Origin of the sequence: Runella rosea, from assembly GCF_003325355.1 — a bacterium.
In the GTDB taxonomy this organism is placed as follows: domain Bacteria; phylum Bacteroidota; class Bacteroidia; order Cytophagales; family Spirosomataceae; genus Runella; species Runella rosea.
The window spans coordinates 2577135-2592818 of the sequence record NZ_CP030850.1; the positions used below are offsets into that span (position 1 = coordinate 2577135).

Sequence of the window (15684 nt, forward strand, 5' to 3'; positions counted from 1 at the left end):
CTCCTTTAAGGCTTATTTCTCTTTCCAATCAACCCATACTTTCATGCGGCCGGCTTGGCGGTTATCCCATGAATAATACGGAATGAGCGTAAAATTATCATTGCCGTTTTGGGCCTTAATCGTAGTTACGCCGCCCAATAAGGCTGGCTCGAAAGTGGTACTGAATTGCGTTTTTTTCGACAACAGAATTTGGTCATAATCCAAATGACGGTTGTCTTGCTCTTCCACACAATAGACCAACGGCCCCCGCTGAATGGCGCGTTTGCCTTGGTTTGCTTTCACGCGGGGGTCGGCGGCAATGACCTTGACGGGCATCTCCATACGAAGTTTGAGCACATCATTTTTTGCCCAAGTACGCGCAACCGTCACGTAACCTTTATCAGCCGTTAAACCCGATACAGCTTTTCCGTTGATTTCAATGATGTATTTGTCGCACCAAGCCGGGATACGCAGCTTAAGGGCAAAATTAGCTTTGCTACTATCGGGAATAGCTTTAATTTCCACTTCTCCCGACCAAGGATAATTGGTTTTTTGGGCGAACTTAACTTTATGTTGCCCCAAAACAACTTCGGTCTCGCTGCCGACATACAGGTTGACCCACAAAGTATTTTCGGAAGTATTGTAAATATAACCACCCACCGAAGGCATCAAACGCGACACATTGCTGGGACAACAGGCCGTACCGTACCAAGGACGACGGTGATGCAACCCAAACGAAGCCAATGGGTTGACGTAAAAAAACAGATTTCCAGTCAGTTGTACCCCTGCCAATGCACCGTTGTAAAGCGAGCGTTCTAGCACATCCACGTATTTGGATTCTCCCGAATAGAGATTCATACGTTGATTCCAAAAAACCATTCCGACCGAGGCGCAGGTTTCGCAGTAAGCTGATTCGTTGGGCAAATCATAATCGACCGTAAAACCTTCATTTTTGGTTGAAGAACCAATGCCACCCGTGATGTACATATTTCGCTCTACCACATCGGCCCACACGCGTTCGAGGGCTTGGGTGTAGCCACGGTCGCCCGTTTCGGCCGCTACATCGGCCATGCCCGTATACAGATACATAGCGCGAACGGCGTGCCCTTTGATGTCGGTCATTTCACGCACTGGTACATCGTCTTGACAATAGCGTGCGCCGTCAAAATGCTTATCTGTCCAGATTTGACCACGTCCGTGTCCTTTGCCGCGTTGCTCGATAAGCCAGTCGGCGAGTTTGAGGTAGCGGTCGTTGTTGGTCGTATGATAAAGTTTTACCAAGGCCAACTCCAATTCCTGATGCCCCGTTACCCACGGCTTATTTTGGAGACGAAACGTAGAATCAAAATGATTGGCAAAGCGAATAGACACATCCAACAGTTTACGTTTTCCAGTGGCATCAAAGTAGGCTACTGCCCCCTCAATCAAGTGGCCCAAGCAATAATCTTCGTGCTTTTCCATGTCGGTCCAGCGTTTTTCAAGGCCTACCAATGTATAATATGTATTCAGGTAACCATCAGGAAGTTGAGCCGCCGCAATTTTATCAATCCACGCGTCAGTTTTGGACTCTAAGGCTTTATCCGGCGTAGTTTTGAGCGTGTAGGCAATCCCTTCAATGACTTTATACACATCAGAGTCATCAAAATAAATGCCTTTGTGCTTCCCGCTCCGGAGGGCGGCATTCTCAAAATTCCGGATTCGAGCCGTTGAATCTTCGGTATAGGTCATACAAACAGGCAACGTAGCCGAATGGACTTTTTCAATGCGGGGTTTCCAAAAGAAGTCTTTGACCGTGACTTTGGAAAAGTTTACGGGCGAAATCTGGCGTTGGGCCGAGACACCGTAAACCCCAAAAATGATAATCAGTGCTGAAGAAAAAAGTGATTTCATAGGTAAATGGTTAGCTATTCCTACCAAAGCAATTTATCAGTTTTTTTTAACTAAAAAGACCTTCTACGTCAATAACATAGAAGGTCTTTTTAATCTTGAAAACAAAGAAGTTGATTAGGCAAACGTCAACGAAGCCACTTCAATCTCTTGGCTTAATGCATTCACCATTTCCAATAATTCATCGGCATTGGCTTTTTCTACTTCAGTCAGTACTTCCACTTTACGACGGGTGTACAATGAAATCGGGAAGCCGCGTTTTTGGAGGTAATACTTAGCAACGGTTGGATACGCATAATGAATTACGGGCATGGTATCAATCAACAGCTGTTGTACGCGTTCAACTTTGTCCTGCTGCGTTGGTTCATTGAAATTATTGCATAACCACACAATCAATTCAGGAAAGAAATTTCCCTGAATACACGACAATCCAGCCGAGCCTGCTTTCAACGAAGCCACTGCGTGCTCCATGTAAGCATCATAAACGCCGAATACCTGTCCTTCGGTGGCGGCTATTTTGGCTTTTACGTTTTCAATATCAAGTGACGTATCTTTGTGGTAAATCACCCGTCCAGTGGCCGCCAATTCTCCCAAATTCTCGGCACTAACGAGCCTTTTATAAGGCACTGGACATTCATATAAACCATACGAAACACCCGGCGTTAATTGAAGCAACTCATGCATCCGCTCCATAAAAATCGCATCTGACTCGTCGGCAGTGGCAATTAAACTTGTAATCACAATCACCGCCTGAATACCCGTACCATAAATCTTTTTGGCAAATTCGGCCTGCTCCGCAATTGGGCCACCAAATGTACCCGTTGCCACGACAGGAACGCGCCCGTTTGCCACATCCACCACGTGCTTGGTGATGGCAATACGCTCATCTTCGCTCAGCTCATACATCTCAGACGAAAGGCAATTGGCAAATAAGCCAGCCGCGCCCGCTTCTAAATAAAATTCAGTAAGTTTGGTTAATCCCTCAAAATCAATCTCGCCGTTTTCTTTAAACGGAGTCAACATAACAGGAATAAAACCTTGTGGAAGGGAATTTTGCATGGATGAATAATCAAATATTATATATGTAAATAATAAAGAGCCGTATCGTTTTGAACTACTTAGACTTTTGCCAGCCCGACTACATTGGTCAATTGTCCGATTTTATCAATTGAGATCGCAACCGTATCGCCCACCTCAACCGTAAAATCACTTGAAGGCACTAAGCCCGTGCCTGTCATCAGGAATGCCCCAGTTCTAAACGTACTCGACCGATACAACCAACCAATGAGTTCGTCAGGCGTTCGTTTGAGTTGATCGAGCGTTGTTATTCCCTGAAAAACAATCCTTTCGCTACGCTTTACTTCAATGCTGATGACCGCATTTGGCACCATAGGTTCGGCTGGTACATACAGGCAAGGCCCCAAAGCGGCAGAGCCATCGTATATTTTGGCCTGCGATATATAGAGCGGATTTTCGCATTCAATACACTTAGAACTCATGTCATTGCCGACGGTATAACCCACGATTTTGCCAGAAGTAGTGGCGTACAACGTCCATTCTGGTTCGGGAACATTCCGTATAGAATCGGGCCGAATGTTAACGGTTCCTCCCGAACCAACTACTTTGTACCCCAATGCTTTAAAAAAAAGCTCGGGGCGCTCGGCTTCGTATACCTTATCGTAAAACATACCTCCACACGCACCTTTTGACTCCTCCATGCGGGCTACTTTGCTACGGTAATAGGTTACGCCAGAGGCCCATACTTCCTGGCTTACAGCAGGAGGTAAAAGGTCTTTTGATTCAAAGTCCAACACTGGGGTTAAACCTGCTATTTGAGTCAAAACATACGAGTGCAGATCATCCCTGTTAATCAGCGTATCCCAATCGGGGCAGGAAAGTTGGTAATACTCTTCCTGAAATTCAGCATAAAAGCCTTGCTTGGTTCGATAAAGTTTCATCAATTGATTAATCCATTTTCATCATACGGGCGTTTTCAATTTAAGTTTAGGTGTAGTATTAGTATTACTCCGGTTTTGGTCGAAAAGACTATTTTAAACTTACAATGTTTGCGCACAAATCGTTTGAAAACAACCCCTACAATTGTCATAAAAGCTAAACACAAATAAAATTGTCATTTTGACAATTATTCTTTTTCTTTGCACAAGTAAGAATTTATATTTCCCTCTTTTAGTAATAATCGTTCTTTAAGACTAACCTCAAAACAATCTATTTTATGTCCCTAACACTCGGAAATACCGAATATTTCAAAGGCATCTCCAAAATTCAGTTTGAAGGCCGTGAATCCGACAACCCGCTGGCATTCAAGTGGTACGACGAAAATCGTCTGGTGGGTGGAAAAACAATGAAAGAGCATTTGCGTTTTGCCGTTGCCTACTGGCATACATTCTGCGGCACTGGTGCCGATCCATTCGGGCCTGGAACGAAGGATTTTGCGTGGGATGCAAACAATGACGCGGTTCAACGCGCCAAAGATAAGATGGATGCTGCTTTTGAATTTATTACTAAACTGGGCGTACCTTACTATTGCTTTCACGATGTAGATTTGGTCGATGAAGGCCCCAGCATCACCGAATACGAGCGTCGTATGCAGGCCATTGTTGATTATGCAAAAGCCAAACAGGCCGAAAGCGGCGTAAAATTATTGTGGGGTACGGCCAATGTATTCTCCAATCCGCGCTACATGAACGGTGCTTCGACCAATCCTGATTTCAACGTAGTAGCTCACGCTGGGGTGCAGGTTAAAAACGCTTTGGATGCCACAATTGCCCTCAATGGCGAAAATTACGTATTCTGGGGTGGCCGCGAAGGCTACATGACTTTGTTGAATACCAACATGAAGCGCGAGCTAGATCACCTTGGTCAATTCTTGACCATAGCGCGTGATTATGCCCGCAAAAACGGCTTCAAAGGTACATTCTTTATTGAACCTAAGCCCTGCGAGCCTACCAAGCATCAATATGATTACGATTCAGCAACCGTAATCGGGTTTCTGCGCCAGTATGGTTTGGATAAGGATTTTCAATTAAATATTGAAGTAAACCACGCCACCTTGGCGGGGCATACCTTCCAGCACGAATTGCAAGTAGCGGCCGATGCAGGTATGTTGGGCAGTATCGACGCCAACCGTGGCGACTACCAAAACGGCTGGGATACCGACCAATTTCCGATTAATTTGAGTGAGTTGACCGAGGCTATGTTGGTAATTCTCGAAGCAGGCGGCATCACCGCTGGTGGTATCAACTTTGACGCAAAAACCCGTCGCAACTCAACTGACCTCGACGATATTTTCATTGCGCACATTGGCGGGATGGATGCTTTTGCGCGTGCACTCGTGATTTCAAATGATATTCTGGAGAAATCCGCTTACAAAAAACTGCGTACCGAGCGTTACGCTTCATTTGACAGCGGTGCGGGCAAGGACTTTGAAAATGGTAAATTGACATTGGAAGACTTACATAGCTTTGCGGTGGCGGCTGGTGCGCCAAAACAAATCAGCGGCAAACAAGAGCTATTTGAGAATATTCTGAATCAGTATATTTAATTGAGATACGTCACATCAAGAAAAAAGCGTCTGACAGTTCAAAAACCGTCAGGCGCTTTTTTCTTGGCAAAACCTATCAATCGTGCTTTTACATGGACGATTATCGCTAGTAGAAAACTATTTCTTCAGTGCCCCCACACCAACGACATCACGGCAAAAATATCAATCATCCAGAGTGTGAATGAAATTTCTTTCGCTTTTCCAGCAGCAGTTTTGAGGATTGTCCAACTCAAAAAACCAAAAATAATTCCTTGGGTAATGGAATAGCTGAAGGGAATCAACACCAGCGCTAACAAACACGGAATGGCTTCGTCCATACGCGTCCAATCAATCTTGGTGATGGGTTTCATCATAAACGCACCCACCAAAATCAACGCAGGAGCAGTGGCAATGCTCGGAATGACCGAGAGCAAAGGGGATAAAAACATAAAAGGCAAAAACAAAAACGCCGCCACTACCGCCGTAAGCCCCGTGCGACCGCCTTGCTCGATTCCCACTGCTGATTCTATGTAGGCCGTTCCGGGGCTGGTGCCCAACAAACCAGCCATTGTGGTGGCTACGGCGTCGGTTAGCAGTGATTGTCGAATATTGCGCGGGTCTCCGTTTTCGTCGTAAAGATTAGCCGCTTCGGCAACGCCAACGAAGGTCGAAAGACTGTCAAATAAATCGGTAAACGCAAAGGCAAAAATGACGGGCCAAAGCGCCAATGTCAACGAACCAGTCAAGTCCAATTGAAACAAAAGACTAAAATCGGGAGCCGCCCAAAGTCCACTCCAATTGACCAATGTAGCCTGTCCGAAATTAACCGCCGAAGCATCGCCCCACCAACGGCCTACTGGAATCGCCGACAACGTGGTCAGCACAATGCCAATGACAATGCCGCCTTGTACTTTTTTCACCACCAATATTGCCGTAATGACCAACCCCAACAAAAACGTCAGCAGAATCGGGTCTTTCAAATTCCCGATGCCGACCAAAGTGGCGGGATTATTTACGATAAACTTGGCGTTGGTCAAGCCAATCAAAGTGATAAAAAGCCCAATTCCCGACGAAATCGCGTAGCGCAACGGCTTCGGAATGGCCTGTACTATGTAGGTCCGAACATTGAAGATTGATAAAATAAAAAAAATGATTCCTGCCCAAAATACCGCACCCAAGGCAGTTTGCCATGCCACGCCCATTCCTTTCACAACGGCGAAGGTAAAAAAGGCATTTAGCCCCATCCCCGGCGCCACAAGAAGCGGATTACGAGCATACAGTCCCATCATCAAACTGCAAAAAAAGGAGAGCAATACCGTAGCCGTCAGCACACCGCCGAACGGCATCCCCGATTGGCTCAAAATAGTGGGGTTCACTACAATAATGTACATCGTAGCCAAAAAAGAAGAAAGCCCCGCGATGACTTCGGTACGCACCGTAGTGCCATTTTGAACAAGGGAAAAGTAGCGTTGGAGCATAGGAATTGGCAGTTTTGGTAAAAATAAAAATGTCAACGCTGAATGCAAAGACCCTTACGGGAATTTACGTTCAGCGTTGACAAATAAGGGTTAAAATAAAGACGTTTCTAGAATTTTAACGCCAGACGTTCCACGGGAACATCGTTTATCAAATGACTTTCGATGATTTCTTCAACGTCAGCGAGCTCTACTTTGCCGTAGAAAACACCTTCTGGGTATACGACCAACGCGGGGCCAAAGGCACATACGTCTAAACAGCCTGACTTTTGGGCGCGGATATCAATGTGTAAATTTTTCTCTTTGAGAGATGTTTTGAATGCATCAACCAATGCTGCGCCGTGCTCGGCTCCGCAACATTTTTTGCCACCGTCTTTTTGATTGGTGCAAATAAAAACGTGTTTTTTGTATTTCATAAATCAGTTAGAATGGATTAAAAATAGACGTTGGACGTCGGATTAGGGACTAAAGATAGCGCCCATGACCCAACGTCCAACGTTTAAAGGTAACAAATTTTATCGCTTAGCTACCGAAGGAGCTTTAGAAAGCGTAATGTAATCTGCCAAAATGCGACTGGTTTCATTCATGTAAATGTCCTTTTTCTTCTTGTCGGTTGCTTTGGCGGTTGCAGGAGTTTCCTCTTCATCAACGTCGTCATCCGTTTCTAGCTTTTTCAGGGCAGCACGCTTTTTCTCGGCTTCTTCACGCTCTTTCTTACGCTTGGTTTCTTGCAATGAAACTACAGTATTTTCACGCGCTTTGCGGAAAAGCTCCAACTCGTCTACGAACGTTTTCATCTCTGCTTCCGACTTAAGGCGTTGCTGATACTTCTCGCGAAGTTTTGCTACTTGTTTTTCGTTCAACGATTTGGTCACGTCAAAACGCGCCGTTGCAATCTGATCCCAAGGCAAAGCCGTAGGCTGTGAGCTTTCACCGTATTCTTCTGCACTGAATGCCGATGGGAATTCAATATCAGGTGATACCCCTTTGCGTTGGGTACTGCTACCATTGATGCGGTAAAACTTCGCAACTGTGATGTTGATTTGACCCAATTTATCAGAATCTTTAATCCACTGGTTCAGATCAACCATGGTTTGAACCGTGCCTTTGCCGTAAGTTTGCTCACCCAACACAATTCCACGTTTGTAATCCTGTATAGCGGCCGCAAAAATTTCAGAAGCCGAAGCACTAAAACGGTTGATTAAAACTGCAATCGGGCCATCGTATGTCACATTTGGGTCAGGATCCGTTTGCACTTCCGTATCACCCGTTGATTCACGTACTTGTACCACTGGACCTTTTGAAATAAATAAACCCGTCAATGAAATCGCTTCTGTTAATGACCCACCACCGTTGTTGCGCAAGTCGATTACAATTCCTTCGACATTTTCAGCCTTGAGTGAATCAATGATTTTCTGCACGTCGCGGGTGGTACTAGCGAAGTCTTTATCACGTTTGCCAGCCCCTTCAAAGTCCCGATAAAACGACGGAATATTGATAATACCGATTTTGTAGTCGTGCTTATTTTGATTGATGGTCACGATTTCTTTCTTGGCACGTGATGTCTGCAAATTTACTTTCTCACGTACAAGGCGGATTTCTTTAGGAGGGTCGTTGGGCAGTGCGTCAGAAGCCAATACTTGCAAGCGCACGATTGTTCCTTTCGTTCCTTTGATTTTCTTCACGGCATCGTCTACGTACCAACCCACAATATCTTCCACTTTCCCTTCATCCCCCTGCGCTACACCAATAATCCGGTCGTCTTTTTTGAGACGCTTGTCCTTAAAAGCCGGTCCGCCAGGCACCACTTCCACAACTTTGATGTAGTTGCCATCTTCACGCAATACCGCACCGATTCCTTCGAGGGCTTGGTACATATCCTGCTTGAAACGGTCAGAGTCAGCGGGTGAGAAATAACGAGTGTGTGGATCAAGCACTTCGCAGAACGCATTCATGTACATCTGAAATACCTGCTCGCTACGGAAACGGCCTAAGTTACGTTCACGGTTTTTGTAACGATCTCTCAAAAGCGTTACCACCGAAGTGTCGGCTTTGCCAGAGAGTTTCAACTCAAGTGCTTCGTTTTTAAGCAATTTGCGCCAGATTTCATCCAATTCTTCCGTATTTTTAGCCCAAGAAGCTTTTTCACGGTCGGTATTGAATGACTCATCTACCGAAAAATCAAATTTAGGATTAGCCAACGCTTTGGTGATGTAATTGCTCCGCTCACGGTAGCGTTTGCGGAAGGTATTATAAATATCATACGCCGCCGTCAAATCGCCGTTGTTGAGGGCTTCATCGAGTTGGGTACGGTATTTATCAAAATACTGAATGTCCGAAGCAAGAAAATACAGTTTGCCGCGGTCAATGTCGCTGAGGTAATTATCGTACATTTTTGTCGACAACGAGTCGTTGACGTTAAATTTGCGGTAATGATACCCCGAAAAGATTTTAGTCACGTACGCCTCTACTTTCTCTTGCGTAAGGGTAGGTTTGAGGTCATCATCCGCAACAGCGAAGGGACGAGAAGGTACTACCCGCGAACGCGAGTCGTCGGGTTGCAGACTCAGCAGCAACACCGGAGCTAAGGCGATTAAAAAGCTTTTCATTTTCATACACTGATTTAATTGATTTCGGCCCCGGGATATTGGAGATTGAAATGGTTGGAAAAACCTCCAACATCCGCCAAAATCATTTTACGATTTCCAATAACTCTACTTCAAATACTAATGCGGAATATGGCTTAATTTGTGGGCCCGCGGCGCGCTCTCCGTAAGCCAGATTGTAGGGCACGTATAGTTTCCATTTAGAACCTACGGGCATCAGCTGCAACGCTTCTACCCAACCCTGAATCACTCCGCCTACCGGAAACTCCGCCGGCTGGCCTCTGTCAACTGAACTGTCAAAAACCGTTCCATCAACCAATGTTCCGTGGTAATGGGTCTTTACCGTGTTGTTGATGGTAGGTTTCGGACCTTCACCCGCTTTCATGACCTCGTACTGCAAGCCGCTGGGTAAAGTAACGATACCAGCCTTCTTCTTATTCTGTTCGAGGAATTTTTCTCCATCCAATTTGTTTCCTTCAAACTTCTTGGCATCTTCTGATTGGCGCTGGGTTTGGAGCTTATTAAAATAATTTCCTAAAATCATTTGCGCCTGGTTGTCGTCCAAATCTGATTTGCCACCTTTCAATACATCCTGAATTCCTTTGGCCAGTAAGTTAACATTGATTTTGTCGAGGCCTTGTCCTTTTAGGTTTTGGGCTATGTTCATCCCGATGCTATACGCTACCGAGTCTATTTCAGTGGTCATTTTGGAGGCAACAGCTGGTTTGGCAGGCGTTGCTTTGTTAGGGGCAGGTTTGGCGGCAGTCGCGGGTTTAGCGGCGGGTTTGGCGGGTACTTTTTTAGTTTGTGAAAATGTAACAACCGTTGAAATCAACAATACAGATACAGTGCAAGCTAGATACTTCATTAGATAAACAAATTTGGATTGGTTTTAGTAGATTCTTTGAAAATCGGGATCGCTTTCACAATTAAAACTAAGCAGAATTCAAAAAATCAAAAGTTTCTTTAAACTTTCGTAAATAAACGTAAAATTGATAGAAAAAAGTTTGGAAGAATGAATTATTTGAAATTTATACCCCAATATGGGTTATTTGTATTTTTGTTTCCTACTAACACTTTTACCTTATTGAAACACATTGACTCCCTCCCCGAAATGACCGTTTTGCATGACACCAAGTTCCACTCAACCCATCTGCATCGGCAAGTATCCTTTGACATTCTCCTTCCCGAAGGCTACACCCATTCAAATCGTGCGTATAAAGTACTCTACATGAACGATGGGCAGGACTTGGAGCGCTTACAAATGCAACAAGTCATCCAAAAAATGGCGCCTTCCATTGAGCCATTTATTCTCATAGCCATTCACTGTGGCGAACGAATTCAGGAATACGGCACTGCTTCTCAACCTGATTATAAACAACGCGGCGCAAAGGCTGGTTCTTATACCTCGTTTGTGTTGGAAGAACTAATGCCTTACATCCAACAACACTATCGCGTCCTCACTGGTCCCCAAAACACGGTCATTTGCGGTTTTTCACTGAGTGGGCTTTCGGCGTTTGATATTACTTGGCATCATCCCTACCGCTTCGGTAAAGCAGGCGTATTTTCGGGTTCGTTTTGGTGGCGACAACGCGCCTACGAAAACCATTACGACGACCACAACGACCGAATCATGCACCGTTTGGTCCGCGAAACCTCCTTAACTGCCTCCATACATCATCCTCAGTTTTGGCTACAAACGGGCTCAGAAGACGAACGAGACGACCGCAACAACAACGGCGTCATTGATTCCATTGAAGACACCCTTGATTTAATTGCCGAACTCGAACGCAAAGGTTACCGTTGGGGCAAAGACGTCCGCTACGCAGAAGTCAAAGGTGGACATCACGATCAGGCAACTTGGTCGGCGGCCATGCCCGATTTTCTAAAATGGGCTTTCGGTAAACCTCAGTAAACAAGCGACTTGGGATTGAGCCGCATTTTATCATTTAACAAATAACTATTTTCAAGGTTTTGTCATTTGGCCGACATTCGGTTAAGGCTTGATGTGTCATTTTTGTATCATCAAACTATCAATTCCGAACAAAGTCATGAAAACAATCTTTTTGGCCACGCTTCTGCTCCTGACAGAAATTATTTTTGCGCAGTCCCCTGCGCTCCGTCAAAAACAATATAATTTAGAAAAAGGTATCGCGCTCTCTGGCTACGACCCCGTCAGTTATTTCAAAAAAAATCCCACCAAAGGCTCCAAGTCGTACGTAGTAGTACACGAGGGAGTTACGTATCAATTCTACTCAGCGGCCAATGCCGAAACGTTTAAAAAAAATCCCGCCGCTTACGAGCCTCAATATGGCGGTTGGTGTGCATACGCGATGGGTGCGGCCAACGGTGAAAAAGTCGAGATAAATCCTGAAACCTACAAAATCATCAACGGCAAGTTGTATCTTTTTTACAACAAAGTGTTCAACAATACTTTATCGGATTGGAACAAAGATGAGGGCAATCTGAAAGTAAAGGCCGACAAAAACTGGCAGCGTGTTGCTGCTCAATAGTATACCCTTCTTCCTTCCTCACAGAAAAACCCTCAATCCATGAAAACCAAAACCATCCTCTCTTGGCTCGTTCAAATCGTAGCCGCTGTCATTCTGTTACAAACACTTTTTTTTAAATTTACGGGGGCCGAAGAAAGTGTCTACATTTTCTCTAAACTTGGCGTAGAGCCTTACGGACGGATTGGCTCAGGCGTTATTGAATTAATCGCGGGTATACTTTTGCTCACACCTCGTTATTGCTGGATTGGCGCTATCTTGGGTCTGGGCACCATGGCAGGCGCTATTTTATCGCACCTTACTGTACTGGGAATTGATGTTTTAGGCGATGGAGGGCAGTTGTTTGCGTTGGCACTGATAACCTTCAAATGCTGTGCACTCGTCGTGATATTACATTGGTCAAAAGTCATTTCAACCATTCGTGGCTTACTTCCTGCCCATTGAGTCGCGCCTTTTTTTTGGAACATTTTACCCTTTAACTTGCTTTTAGTATTAATATTCTCTTATTTTTCGTATGTTCTCAACCCTTCGTTCTCCACTTTGGCTCGTTAAATTAGTGAATTATGAATATTGGACTTGGTGGGTATTTTTCCTGCCACTTACACCCTATTGGCTCTATTTAGCCCTCCGAAACCGTTCACTTACCTATTTTACTGCCGTCAATACGTGTATTCCCGACGGCGGAGTTTTCGGTGAATCTAAAAATGATATTCTCGCTCAAATTAGTCCTCAATTTTTGCCTGCGGGGGCTTTTATCCCACAAGGCGAAGCGTGGAAGACTGTGGAAGAAAAGCTAAAAAAAGCAGGCATTTTGTATCCGCTCATCGTCAAGCCCGACGTAGGAGGTCGGGGATTTCGGGTACACAAAATAGACGACGCCGACCAACTCCAACGCTACCTAAAAGAAACGCCGCAACCTGTTATTATTCAAGAATACGTTGACTATGAATTGGAATTTGGGGTGATGTATGCACGCTTGCCCGAAGAGTCTAAAGGCAAAATCACCTCCATCACGCAAAAGGAATTTTTGAGTGTAGTAGGCGACGGACATTCAACGGTGGGCCAACTTCTAACCCAAAACACTCGTGCCCGTTTTGCAATGCAGGAATTGCAGCAACGCGTAAAAGACGAGTGGAATAACGTAGTTTCGAAAGGGCAGCGCCGCTACATTCAGCCCATTGGCAATCATTGTTTGGGCACTAAGTTTTTGAATGCCAATCATTTAATTAATCAACGCCTCGAAAGCATTTTTGACCAAATAGCTTTACCGATTGAAGGGTTCTATTACGGACGTTTTGACCTAAAGGTAAGCAACTTAGAAGATTTTTACGCAGGCCGTAATATCAAAATCATGGAACTAAACGGAGCCACATCGGAGCCTGGGCATGTCTATGACCCCACCTATACACTGTGGAAAGCCTATCGCGATATTATGCATAACATGCGAATCGTGGCCGACATCAGCGCCGCCAATATTCGCTTGGGGGTAAAGCCTACGCCGTTGGGCAAACTCTTACAAACTTCCCGTGATTTTTTTGCAATGAGCGGTCAACTTTAAACGACATCTATTTGAGTAAATAGTTCGTATATTTACCAGTATTAATGCCTGTTTACTCTAAAACATCGTAGGATGACTCCGCAATTTCCCCTAGAAACCCGCTACTGGTACCTGCGCGACCATCAGCTATTCAGGCACCTCAACTCAGCAGAACTCAGGCAAATCTGTCTGATTACTAATTTCAAATCAGCCAAGAAAAGCGAGATTATCTATTTTGCGCACGACGAAACCAACCGAGTTTATCTTCTCAAAAAAGGTGTCATTAAGATTGTAGAGCTCGATGCCGAAGGCAACGAAACGGTCAAAGAAGTAATTCAGAAAGGAGACCTTTTTGGCCAGATAACCCTGGATGATACCGACCTGAATGAGTTTGCCGTGGCCTTATCAGACTCCGTGACAGTATGCAGTTTCAAGATTGAAGATTTTGAAAAAGTCATCCAACAAAACCCTACCCTTGCTGTCAAATTTACCAAACTAATTGGACTGCGTTTTCGTCGGTTGGAGAATCGATACTCCAACCTGATGTTTAAAGATGTCCGTACCCGACTCCTGCTTTTTTTGGAAGAATGGGCCGAAAAAGAGGGCACTCCTACCCCCGAGGGAATTACCCTCAAAAACTACCTGACCCACCAAGACCTAGCCAGTCTGATTTGCAGTACGCGCCAAACCGTAACGCAGCTTTTCAGTGAATTGAAGCACAACGGACTCATTGACTATAACCGCAGCAGTATTGTGATTCCTGATGTGAAGCAACTCCGAAAATTAACCGCATAAATGTCGCGGAAACGTCAGCAAGCCGACATTCCGTCGGGACAAAATCAAACACCTTTGTCATAGAAACAAACTTTAAAATCTATGAAAAAGGCCCTGTTAATGATTTGTTTAATGCTGGGAGGAATCGCCTGTCAAAAAAATGAAGAGCTTCAACCCGTGGCCCCTGTTTCAAATACAGGCAATGTAGGTACTGGAACCAACAAGCCCATTACGTCATTTGATTCTACGGGACAAAAATTAGTGGCGCAGGGGATGTTTATGTCCAACGTCCATCAGACTTCCGGTGGGGTAAAATTGTACCAAAAAGGGGATAAATATTCCCTTGTTTTCAACGACTTCAAAACCGACAGTGGGCCAGATTTACGGATTTATCTCTCCGAAGATCGCGTTGCTTCTCGGTTTGTAGAAATCAGCAAAGGGGTAAATCTCGGCAATTTTTTTATTGAATTGCCTTCGGCTCCTGATCTCAAAACCCAAAAGTATATCCTGATTTGGTGCAAACCATTCTCCGTTCTGTTTGGCAATGCCGAACTTAAACAATAATTTTTTCCAAAAATCAGCCTTGAACCTGACAATTCAAAAATTCTTTTCTTAACAATTACACCCTATTGATTCCATGAAAAAAGCATTCTTGTTAGTGTTCGCTTTAGCGGTTTTTACCGGCAGTCATGCCCAATTTAGTTACCCAAAAAAAATAACTACGGCCGACGTGGCGCTGTCGGCCATCGGAGGGTTTTCGGGGGCGCTGTCGTACCAACAGCTCTACGGCATCGGCAAAGCCAAGCGTTTCAAAGTGGGTTGGGGCGTTCGGTTAACATCATTTGTGGGTAAAGACCTAGATTACATCACCGCACCCGCCCGACTTACTTCGGGAGAAACGGGACCGCAGGTGTTGTTTGTCGAGAATGTACTGTCCAATCTCGACACGCTCAAATTGTCGCGCTCACAAACCAACGCCCTCAATTTGGCCATTCATTTAGAATACAGTTTTCGCAAACTAGACGTAGGCTTCAACATCGACGCCATCGGCGCTACTTTTGGAGCCGAGCAAACAGGAACGTTTTTGGCCAAATCTACCGACTCACGTTTGAGCGGTACGCAACAATCCGCCAAGCCAACGGTTTTCAATTTATTGTTGGTCAGCGACAACGACTTGGGCAGTTTGAACTCTGAATTGTATGCGCGCTATTGGTTCAGTCCCAAAACAGGGATACGACTCGGGGCAAGTTTTCAGTTTACGGAATATACCACTTCTCAAAATCTAACTTTTGAAAATGACCGCTTCCGCAACAAGATTTTAATGCCTTTTGTGGCGATTTCTTTCAAATTATAACTGCGAAATGCTATTTCGGCT

Annotated in this window: 15 protein-coding genes; 8 read left to right on the forward strand and 7 right to left on the reverse strand. The window is 44.9% G+C overall.

Features of this window, described 5'->3' with window-relative positions:
- Nucleotides 1-12: 12 nt before the first annotated feature.
- The 3 genes from DR864_RS10915 to DR864_RS10925 form a co-directional block, all read right to left on the reverse strand.
- Nucleotides 13-1869: a glycoside hydrolase family 127 protein gene (locus DR864_RS10915; protein ID WP_114067001.1), complete on the reverse strand. Its 1857-nt coding sequence runs from the start codon at nt 1867-1869 to the stop codon at nt 13-15.
- A 114-nt stretch (nt 1870-1983) separates the two neighbouring features.
- Nucleotides 1984-2925, reverse strand: coding sequence for a dihydrodipicolinate synthase family protein (locus DR864_RS10920; protein WP_114067002.1), 942 nt, complete (start codon nt 2923-2925; stop codon nt 1984-1986).
- A gap of 59 nt (nt 2926-2984) precedes the next feature.
- Nucleotides 2985-3824: a fumarylacetoacetate hydrolase family protein gene (locus tag DR864_RS10925; protein WP_114067003.1), complete on the reverse strand. Its 840-nt coding sequence runs from the start codon at nt 3822-3824 to the stop codon at nt 2985-2987.
- Nucleotides 3825-4099: 275 nt separating this feature from the next.
- On the opposite strand from DR864_RS10925, the gene xylA reads away from it, so the two are divergent.
- Nucleotides 4100-5428, forward strand: a complete 1329-nt coding sequence (xylA, locus tag DR864_RS10930) for a xylose isomerase (protein WP_114067004.1) — start codon at nt 4100-4102, stop codon at nt 5426-5428.
- 125 nt (nt 5429-5553) lie between these two features.
- On the opposite strand, the gene DR864_RS10935 is transcribed toward xylA, so the two are convergent.
- The 4 genes from DR864_RS10935 to bamJ form a co-directional block, all read right to left on the reverse strand.
- Nucleotides 5554-6885, reverse strand: coding sequence for an NCS2 family permease (locus tag DR864_RS10935; RefSeq protein ID WP_114067005.1), 1332 nt, complete (start codon nt 6883-6885; stop codon nt 5554-5556).
- A gap of 107 nt (nt 6886-6992) precedes the next feature.
- On the reverse strand, nt 6993-7298 hold the full coding sequence (locus tag DR864_RS10940; RefSeq protein WP_013928646.1) for a (2Fe-2S) ferredoxin domain-containing protein: 306 nt from the start codon (nt 7296-7298) through the stop codon (nt 6993-6995).
- A 99-nt stretch (nt 7299-7397) separates the two neighbouring features.
- Nucleotides 7398-9491 (reverse strand): carboxy terminal-processing peptidase, encoded by a 2094-nt coding sequence (locus DR864_RS10945; RefSeq protein ID WP_114070239.1) that lies wholly within the window; start codon nt 9489-9491, stop codon nt 7398-7400.
- An 82-nt stretch (nt 9492-9573) separates the two neighbouring features.
- On the reverse strand, nt 9574-10356 hold the full coding sequence (bamJ, locus tag DR864_RS10950) for a BamJ family beta-barrel-assembly machinery protein (protein WP_114067006.1): 783 nt from the start codon (nt 10354-10356) through the stop codon (nt 9574-9576).
- Nucleotides 10357-10575: 219 nt separating this feature from the next.
- Here bamJ and DR864_RS10955 point away from each other — a divergent pair, with 219 nt between their 5' ends.
- The 7 genes from DR864_RS10955 to DR864_RS10985 all read left to right on the forward strand — a co-directional run bounded on the left by DR864_RS10955 (nt 10576) and on the right by DR864_RS10985 (nt 15663).
- Entirely contained in the window at nt 10576-11403 is an 828-nt protein-coding gene (locus DR864_RS10955; protein ID WP_229599561.1) for an alpha/beta hydrolase, read from the forward strand.
- A 136-nt stretch (nt 11404-11539) separates the two neighbouring features.
- Nucleotides 11540-12001: a YHS domain-containing (seleno)protein gene (locus tag DR864_RS10960; protein ID WP_114067008.1), complete on the forward strand. Its 462-nt coding sequence runs from the start codon at nt 11540-11542 to the stop codon at nt 11999-12001.
- A gap of 39 nt (nt 12002-12040) precedes the next feature.
- Nucleotides 12041-12442 (forward strand): DoxX family protein, encoded by a 402-nt coding sequence (locus DR864_RS10965; RefSeq protein ID WP_114067009.1) that lies wholly within the window; start codon nt 12041-12043, stop codon nt 12440-12442.
- A gap of 70 nt (nt 12443-12512) precedes the next feature.
- Nucleotides 12513-13556, forward strand: coding sequence for an ATP-grasp domain-containing protein (locus tag DR864_RS10970; protein ID WP_114067010.1), 1044 nt, complete (start codon nt 12513-12515; stop codon nt 13554-13556).
- A gap of 72 nt (nt 13557-13628) precedes the next feature.
- Nucleotides 13629-14330 (forward strand): Crp/Fnr family transcriptional regulator, encoded by a 702-nt coding sequence (locus DR864_RS10975; protein ID WP_114067011.1) that lies wholly within the window; start codon nt 13629-13631, stop codon nt 14328-14330.
- 81 nt (nt 14331-14411) lie between these two features.
- Nucleotides 14412-14873 carry a DM13 domain-containing protein gene (locus DR864_RS10980; RefSeq protein ID WP_114067012.1) on the forward strand — a complete coding sequence of 154 codons (462 nt, stop codon included), beginning with the start codon at nt 14412-14414 and terminating at the stop codon, nt 14871-14873.
- A gap of 73 nt (nt 14874-14946) precedes the next feature.
- Entirely contained in the window at nt 14947-15663 is a 717-nt protein-coding gene (locus DR864_RS10985) for a hypothetical protein (RefSeq protein WP_114067013.1), read from the forward strand.
- Nucleotides 15664-15684: the final 21 nt, after the last annotated feature.

Bases quoted from the DNA above. Each gene is read 5' to 3' on its own strand.
- DR864_RS10965 (WP_114067009.1), top strand. From the start codon at position 12,041: ATGAAAACCAAAACCATCCTCTCTTGGCTCGTTCAAATCGTAGCCGCT.
- bamJ (WP_114067006.1), bottom strand. From the start codon at position 10,356: ATGAAGTATCTAGCTTGCACTGTATCTGTATTGTTGATTTCAACGGTT.
- DR864_RS10940 (WP_013928646.1), bottom strand. From the start codon at position 7,298: ATGAAATACAAAAAACACGTTTTTATTTGCACCAATCAAAAAGACGGT.
- DR864_RS10970 (WP_114067010.1), top strand. From the start codon at position 12,513: ATGTTCTCAACCCTTCGTTCTCCACTTTGGCTCGTTAAATTAGTGAAT.
- xylA (WP_114067004.1), top strand. From the start codon at position 4,100: ATGTCCCTAACACTCGGAAATACCGAATATTTCAAAGGCATCTCCAAA.
- DR864_RS10960 (WP_114067008.1), top strand. From the start codon at position 11,540: ATGAAAACAATCTTTTTGGCCACGCTTCTGCTCCTGACAGAAATTATT.
- DR864_RS10915 (WP_114067001.1), bottom strand. From the start codon at position 1,869: ATGAAATCACTTTTTTCTTCAGCACTGATTATCATTTTTGGGGTTTAC.
- DR864_RS10935 (WP_114067005.1), bottom strand. From the start codon at position 6,885: ATGCTCCAACGCTACTTTTCCCTTGTTCAAAATGGCACTACGGTGCGT.
- DR864_RS10925 (WP_114067003.1), bottom strand. From the start codon at position 3,824: ATGAAACTTTATCGAACCAAGCAAGGCTTTTATGCTGAATTTCAGGAA.
- DR864_RS10975 (WP_114067011.1), top strand. From the start codon at position 13,629: ATGACTCCGCAATTTCCCCTAGAAACCCGCTACTGGTACCTGCGCGAC.
- DR864_RS10945 (WP_114070239.1), bottom strand. From the start codon at position 9,491: ATGAAAAGCTTTTTAATCGCCTTAGCTCCGGTGTTGCTGCTGAGTCTG.
- DR864_RS10985 (WP_114067013.1), top strand. From the start codon at position 14,947: ATGAAAAAAGCATTCTTGTTAGTGTTCGCTTTAGCGGTTTTTACCGGC.
- DR864_RS10980 (WP_114067012.1), top strand. From the start codon at position 14,412: ATGAAAAAGGCCCTGTTAATGATTTGTTTAATGCTGGGAGGAATCGCC.
- DR864_RS10920 (WP_114067002.1), bottom strand. From the start codon at position 2,925: ATGCAAAATTCCCTTCCACAAGGTTTTATTCCTGTTATGTTGACTCCG.